This is a genomic window from Hephaestia sp. MAHUQ-44, assembly GCF_023806085.1.
Taxonomy (GTDB): domain Bacteria; phylum Pseudomonadota; class Alphaproteobacteria; order Sphingomonadales; family Sphingomonadaceae; genus Sphingomonas.
Window position 1 is genome coordinate 90,464 of sequence record NZ_JAMSLX010000012.1, and the last position, 6,432, is coordinate 96,895.

5 protein-coding genes are annotated in these 6,432 nt (G+C 66.9%); 3 read left to right on the forward strand and 2 right to left on the reverse strand.

Annotated features, from left to right (window positions below):
• The first annotated feature begins 19 nt into the window (after positions 1-19).
• The 3 genes from NFE57_RS13070 to NFE57_RS13080 all read left to right on the forward strand — a co-directional run bounded on the left by NFE57_RS13070 (position 20) and on the right by NFE57_RS13080 (position 3,936).
• Complete coding sequence (locus NFE57_RS13070; RefSeq protein WP_252136024.1) at positions 20-1,903, forward strand: TonB-dependent siderophore receptor; 1,884 nt, start codon at positions 20-22, stop codon at positions 1,901-1,903.
• A 114-nt stretch (positions 1,904-2,017) separates the two neighbouring features.
• Positions 2,018-3,223 (forward strand): toxic anion resistance protein, encoded by a 1,206-nt coding sequence (locus NFE57_RS13075; RefSeq protein ID WP_252136025.1) that lies wholly within the window; start codon positions 2,018-2,020, stop codon positions 3,221-3,223.
• A 2-nt stretch (positions 3,224-3,225) separates the two neighbouring features.
• Positions 3,226-3,936 (forward strand): hypothetical protein, encoded by a 711-nt coding sequence (locus tag NFE57_RS13080; protein ID WP_252136026.1) that lies wholly within the window; start codon positions 3,226-3,228, stop codon positions 3,934-3,936.
• Positions 3,937-4,047: 111 nt separating this feature from the next.
• On the opposite strand, the gene NFE57_RS13085 is transcribed toward NFE57_RS13080, so the two are convergent.
• Together NFE57_RS13085 and NFE57_RS13090 are read right to left on the reverse strand one after the other, a co-directional pair.
• Positions 4,048-4,830 carry a 3'(2'),5'-bisphosphate nucleotidase CysQ gene (locus tag NFE57_RS13085; protein ID WP_252136027.1) on the reverse strand — a complete coding sequence of 261 codons (783 nt, stop codon included), beginning with the start codon at positions 4,828-4,830 and terminating at the stop codon, positions 4,048-4,050.
• 36 nt (positions 4,831-4,866) lie between these two features.
• Positions 4,867-6,201, reverse strand: a complete 1,335-nt coding sequence (locus NFE57_RS13090; protein WP_252136028.1) for a TldD/PmbA family protein — start codon at positions 6,199-6,201, stop codon at positions 4,867-4,869.
• Positions 6,202-6,432 lie beyond the last annotated feature (231 nt).

Genomic DNA, 6,432 nt, shown 5'->3' on the forward strand with positions numbered 1-6,432 from the left:
CCTGGGCGCGGTGATAGCGATGATCGCGGCCCTGCCCGCGACGGCGCAAAACCGTTCGGGCGACAACGCCGTAACGCAAGCCGAGGACGCCTTTGGCGTGTCGATCGGCCGCGAGACGCTGGGTATCTATTCGGCCGGCAATGCGCGCGGCTTCTCGCCCTCTGCGGCCGGAAACGTGCGGATCGAGGGGCTTTATTTCGACCCGGTCTATCTGCCCACCAGCCTGCTGGCCGAATCGGCGAGCGTCAAAGTGGGGCTTTCCGCGCAAAGCTATCCGTTCGCCGCGCCGAGCGGGATCGTCGATTTCTCGCTGCGGCGCCCGGCGGCGAAAGCGGGGCAATCGTTCCTGGTCGATAGCGACAGTTTCGGCAGTTACGGGCTTGAACTCGATGGGTCGCTGCCGGTATCCACCACGCTCGGCATCGGTTACGGCGCCAATTTCGGCCGCAGCGAATATCCCGACGGCACCGACGGGCAGCACGTATCGGCCGCGCTCTACGCGCGCTGGCGCCCGTCCGACGCCATCGAACTGGTGCCGTTCTGGACCGCCTCAAAATCGTACCACGACGAAGCGGGACCTTATTACATCCCGGCGGGCAATTATCTGCCGCCGCAACCCGAGCAGCGCCGCTTCGACGGGCCCGGTTGGGCCGACACCCGCTTTGTCGCGGGCAATCACGGGCTGATCGCACGCTACACCCCCGCGCAGGATTGGGAGATCCGCGCGGGCGCGTTCCGATCGGTTTACGATGCGCAGGCGGGTTACACCAATTTGCTGCTCGACGTGACGCCCGAGGGCGCGGCCGACCGGCTGATCATCGTCGATCCGCGCGCGCGCCAGGAGTCGGTGAGCGGCGAACTGCGCGTCACGCGGCTGATCGCTGATGGACCGCGGCTGCACACGATCCATCTCAGCGTGCGCGGGCGCCGATCGAGCGGGGAATATGGCGGATCGGACGAGATCGACCTCGGGCCAACGCGGATCGGCGTGCCGGTGATCGCCGACAAGCCCGATTTCGCCTTTGGCGACGTGAGCACCGACAAGGTGCGCCAGCTCAATTACGGTATTTCCTACGAAGGGCGCTGGAAGGGCGTGGGCGAACTGGGCTTCGGCATGTCGAAGGCAGATTACCGCAAGCGCACGCTTTACCCCGCGACCGCGCCGATCGTCGCACAATCGCATCCGTGGATCTACAACGCCACCGCCGCGGGCTATCTGACGGGCAAGCTCGCGCTTTATGCGGGCTATGCGCGCGGGCTCGAGGAAAGCGGCGTCGCGCCGCCCAACGCGACCAACCGCAACCAGCCATTGCCCGCGATCCTGACCACCCAGCGCGACGCGGGGCTGCGCTATGCGCTGACCGAACGCATCAAGCTGGTGGCGGGCGTGTTCGATCTGCGCCGCCCCTATTTCGGCTATGACGCCAGCGGCCGCTATGCGCGGATCGGGACCACGCGCAATCAGGGCATCGAAATGTCGGTTTCGGGCGCGATCACGCCGCGGCTGAACATGGTCGCGGGCGGCGTGTTCCTCAAACCGCGCGTGATCGAGGACGCCACCGCCGCGGCGGCGGTCGGCAAGCGGCCGGTGGGGCTGCCCGACCATTTCATCAATTTCAACCTCAACTGGCGGACGCCGATCGCCAAGGGGCTGTCGTTCGATCTGGCGGGCGTGCATCGCGGCAAAACCCCGGCCACCACCGACAATGCGCTCTATGTGCCGCCGCGCGCGACGGTGAACCTCGGCGCGCGTTATCTGTTCAAGCTCGACGGCAAGGACGCGCTGTTCCGGGTGCAGATCGTCAACCTGTTCGACGAACAGGGGTTCAGCATCGCCGGGCCGGGCATCTATGCCGCCAATGCGGGGCGCTATCTCAGCGGCTATTTCGCGATGGACTTTTGACGCGGAACTGCGCCTGTACATGGTTGAATTGCACCGGTGCTATAGATAGATGATACACTTGCGGCGCGGTGCAAAGCGGATCATCTATCGAACCGCGCGAGCATGGAGACGATGATGGCGACGACTGCGACCGAAACGGCCGAACAGGATCTGAAGCTGACCCCGCCCGATCCGGTGCCCGTGGTGGCGCCCGAAAAGGCCGTGGGGCTGGTGCCCGTCGACGATGCGACCAAGACCAAGCTCGAGGAACGCGTCGACGCGTTCGTCAACGATCTGGTCGCGCAGGATGCCAACAGCCCCGAATTCGGCAAGCGCGTCGATGCGATCAGCGCGATGGGGCAGCGCGAGATCCGCGAGGCGGCGGGGCAATCGAACCGCTTCCTCGACCGGCCCGTGCGCGCGATGGACAAGGACAACGGCGTCGGCGCCGATCTCGCGCAGCTCCGCCGCACGATCGAGGAACTCGATCCCGGCCGGCAGGGCAGCCTGACGGGGCCGCGCAAGCTGCTGGGGATCATCCCCTTCGGCAACAAGATGAAGAATTATTTCGACAGCTATCGCTCGTCGCAGACGCATATCGCGGCGATCCTCAAGAGCCTCGGCTCGGGCAAGGACGAGCTGTTGATGGACAATGCCGCGATCGATACCGAGCGCGCCAATCTGTGGACCGCGATGGGACGGCTCGAACAGATGATCGTGCTGTCCAAGACGATGGACCAGCGCCTTGAGGACAAGGCCAACGACCTCGATCATAGCGACCCCGCCAAGGCCAAGGCGATCCGCGAGACGGCGCTCTTCTATGCCCGCCAGCGCACGCAGGACCTGCTGACGCAGATGGCGGTGACGGTGCAGGGCTATCTCGCGCTCGATCTGGTCAAGAAGAACAATGTCGAACTGGTGAAGGGCGTCGATCGCGCCTCGACCACCACGGTCGCGGCGCTGCGTACCGCGGTTACCGTCGCGCAGGCGCTGACCAGCCAGAAACTGGTGCTCGACCAGATCACCGCGCTCAACACGACGACCGCGGGGATCATCGATTCGACCGGCAAGCTGCTCAAAAGCCAGACCGCGACGATCCATGAACAGGCCGCCGCCTCGACGATTCCGGTCGAGACGCTCCAGCGCGCGTTCCAGAATATCTACGATACGATGGACGCGATCGACACCTTCAAGCTCAAGGCGCTCGATTCGATGAAGACGACAGTCGATACGCTGTCGAGCGAGGTCGAGAAATCGCGCGGCTATATCGCGCGGGCCGAAGGGGCGGCGCAGAATGCGGGCGCGTCGGCCAACGAGCAGTTCAAGCTCGAGGCGCTGTGAGGATGAGCGAGGTCGACGAGCAGATCGCACGCTCGAACGAGCTGCTCAACCGCACCTCGGAGCGTTACCGCTCGCTCTCGACGCGGCGGCGCGACCGGCAGAAACAGACGCTGGTGAGCCGGTTGGGGCGGATCGCGGCGGCGGACATCGCGATCCTGCTGGGCGCGATGGTGCTCGGCTGGTTCGTGCCGCTGGGGATCGGCGGCGCGATGCTGGTGATGCTGTTGCTGCTCGTCGCCACGGTGGGCTTCGCGATCTTCCCGAGCGAGCCGATGATCACGACCGAGAAGCTCGACCAGACGCCGCTCAAATATCTGCCGATGCGCACCGAACAATGGCTCGAACGCCAGCGCAGCACGCTCCCGCCCTCGGCACAGCGGCTGCTCGACGGGATCGGCCAGCGGCTCGAGACGCTGGGGCCGCAGCTCGTCAACCTCGACGACAACAGCCCGGCGGCGTCCGAGGTCCGCAAGCTGGTGGGCGACAACCTGCCCGAACTGGTCAAGGGCTATGGCCGCGTTCCCGAGCCGCTGCGCCGCGTCGAGCGCAACGGCAAGACCCCCGACCAGCAATTGCTCGACGGGCTCGACGTCATCGACCGCGAGATCGCGCAGATGACGCGGCAACTGGCCGAAGGCGATCTCGATCTGCTCGCGACGCGCGGACGCTATCTCGAAATCAAATATCAGGGCGACGGCACGATCGAGGGGTAATCTTCCTCAGAGCCCGTTGGGAAATGCGCCTTTCGGCGCATTGCGGGCCGGGGCCGCTTCGGAAATCGCTCTTTCGCGATTTCTCAAACAGCCTCTCAGCACCGGGGAGGATCAGCGCTCGGCGTATTTTGCGGCACGGTCGCGCAGCCGCGCGACCGCGGCGGCGTGCAGGCCCGTCGCGGTCGCCAGCACGCCGAACGCCTCGGCGCTGGGGGTGTTGAACGCAAGCGGCTGGCCGAATGCATCCGACATCTCCGCACCCGCCTCACGCGCGATCAGCGTGGCGGCGGCGATGTCCCATTCATGGCCCCAGCGCAGCGTCGCGACGAGATCGGCCTCGGCGGCGGCGACCATCGCGATGCGAAGCGCGATCGAATTGGGGCGATAGACCGCGACCAGATCGCGATCGACCTTGGGCAGCGCCTCGGTCGGCACGCGCGCACCGGCAAGCCTTGTGCGGCGCGCAGCGCGGATCGGCGCGCCGTTGAGTGTGGCGCCTTGCCCCGCTTCGGCGCGGAACACCGCGGCACGCGGCGGACAATCGAGCAAGCCGATCACCGGCTGGCCTTGTTCGACCAAGGCAATCGACACCGCCCAGCCCTCGCGCCCGCGAATGTAATCGCGCGTGCCGTCGATCGGATCGACCACCCACAGGCGGTCCTTCGCCAGACGATCCTGATTGTCGACGGTCTCTTCGGAGAGCCAGCCCGCATCGGGGAGCAGCGCGGTCAACCGCGCGCGCAGCAGTGCATCGACCTCCAGATCGACCTCGCAGACCGGGTTGCCGGGGCTCTTTTCCCAGCGGCGGAAATCGGTGCGCCAGCGGGTGAAGGCACGCTGCCCCGCCTCACGCGCGATCGCCGCGACGGCATCGGCGAGGTCACGGTTCACCATCGCTGAACCGACCGCCGGCACCGCTCAGCAAACGCGTCAGCCACTCGCCACCGTCATCCCCTCAAGCCTGACCGTCGGTGCATCCACGCCGTACCGATACGCGAGATCGCTGGCGGGCGTAAGGCTGGCGAACATATCCTTCAGATTGCCCGCGATGGTGAATTCGGCGACCGGCGCGACGATCTCGCCGCCCTCGATCAGAAAGCCCGAGGCGCCGCGGCTATAATCGCCCGTCGTCAGATTGACCCCCTGCCCGATCAGCTCGGTGACGAGCACGCCGTGCTCGATCTCGCCGATCAGCGTGTCGCGAGGGATCTTGCCCGCCGCCATCGCGAGGTTGCTCGCCGCCACCCCGCCGCCGCGCACGGCATGGCCGGTGGCCTCTAGCCCCAATTGCCGCGCGGCGGCGCTATCGAGCAGCCATGTTTCGAGCATCCCGTCGGCAACGATCACCGTCGGCGAGACGGGGAGGCCCTCGCCGTCATACGGACGCGAGCGCAGCCCACGCGGGCGGTGCGGATCGTCGGCGATATCGACGCCGCGCGCGAACACCCGGCTGCCGAGGCGATCGAGCAGGAAGCTCGTCCTGCGGGTGATCGCGCCCCCCGAAATCGCGCCGAGCAAATGGCCGAGCAGGTTACCGCTGATCCGCCTATCGAACACCACCGGCATCGCCCCGCTCTTGAGACGCCCCGGATTGAGGCGCGCGACCGCGCGTTCGCCCGCGCGCGCACCGATCGCGGCCGGACTTTCCAGCGCGGCGGCATGGCGCGCCGAATGGTGTGCCGAATCGCGTTCCATCGCACCGCTGGTGCCCGCGAGCACGCTCGCATGGAGGCCGTAGCGCGTCAGTTCATACGCGCCCGAAAAGCCGTGACTGGTCGCAATCGCCGAGACAGCGCGTGCGGCACCCGCCCCCGCGCCCTCGCTGTTGGTGACACCCGCGACCGCGCGCGCGGCATCCTCGGCCTCGAGCGCGAGCGCCTTGAGCGCTTCGGGGGTCGGATCGACCCGATCGGCGAGGTCGAGCTGCGGGGGCGCGCCGCGGAGCAGCCGGTCGGCGGGCGCGAGACCGGCCCACTGGTCCTCGGGCGCCTCGCGTGCCATGCGGATCGCGCGATCGACCAGAGCGTCGAGCGCGGCGCTGGCGAGATCCGAACTCGAGACGCTGGCGTTGCGACGCCCGCAAAACACGCGCAGCCCCAGATCCGACGTTTCCGACCGGCCGACATCCTCTAACGCGCCGAGGCGCACCGATACATCGAGCGCGGCATGGGTCGAGAAACCGGCATCGGCGGCATCGGCGCCGGCACGGTGCGCGCGGGCGACAACATCTTCGACGAGCGCACGGGCTTGATCAGCTGATTTCATGCGTTGCCACTTAGGTGCGGCAGCGGCGGAATCAAAGCGGTGCGCTATGCTGTTTCAGTGTGACTGAAACAGAGGCGGCACCGGCCCGCTCCCCACGGGGCTGATCTGCCCCCCGCTGAGTGGCCCAGAGACTATGATAGTCTGGACCACGAAAGGGACGACGAATGCCGAGCAAGAAGCATAAGCCGGAAGAGATTATCGGCAAGCTGCGTGAAGTTGAGATTGTGCTGG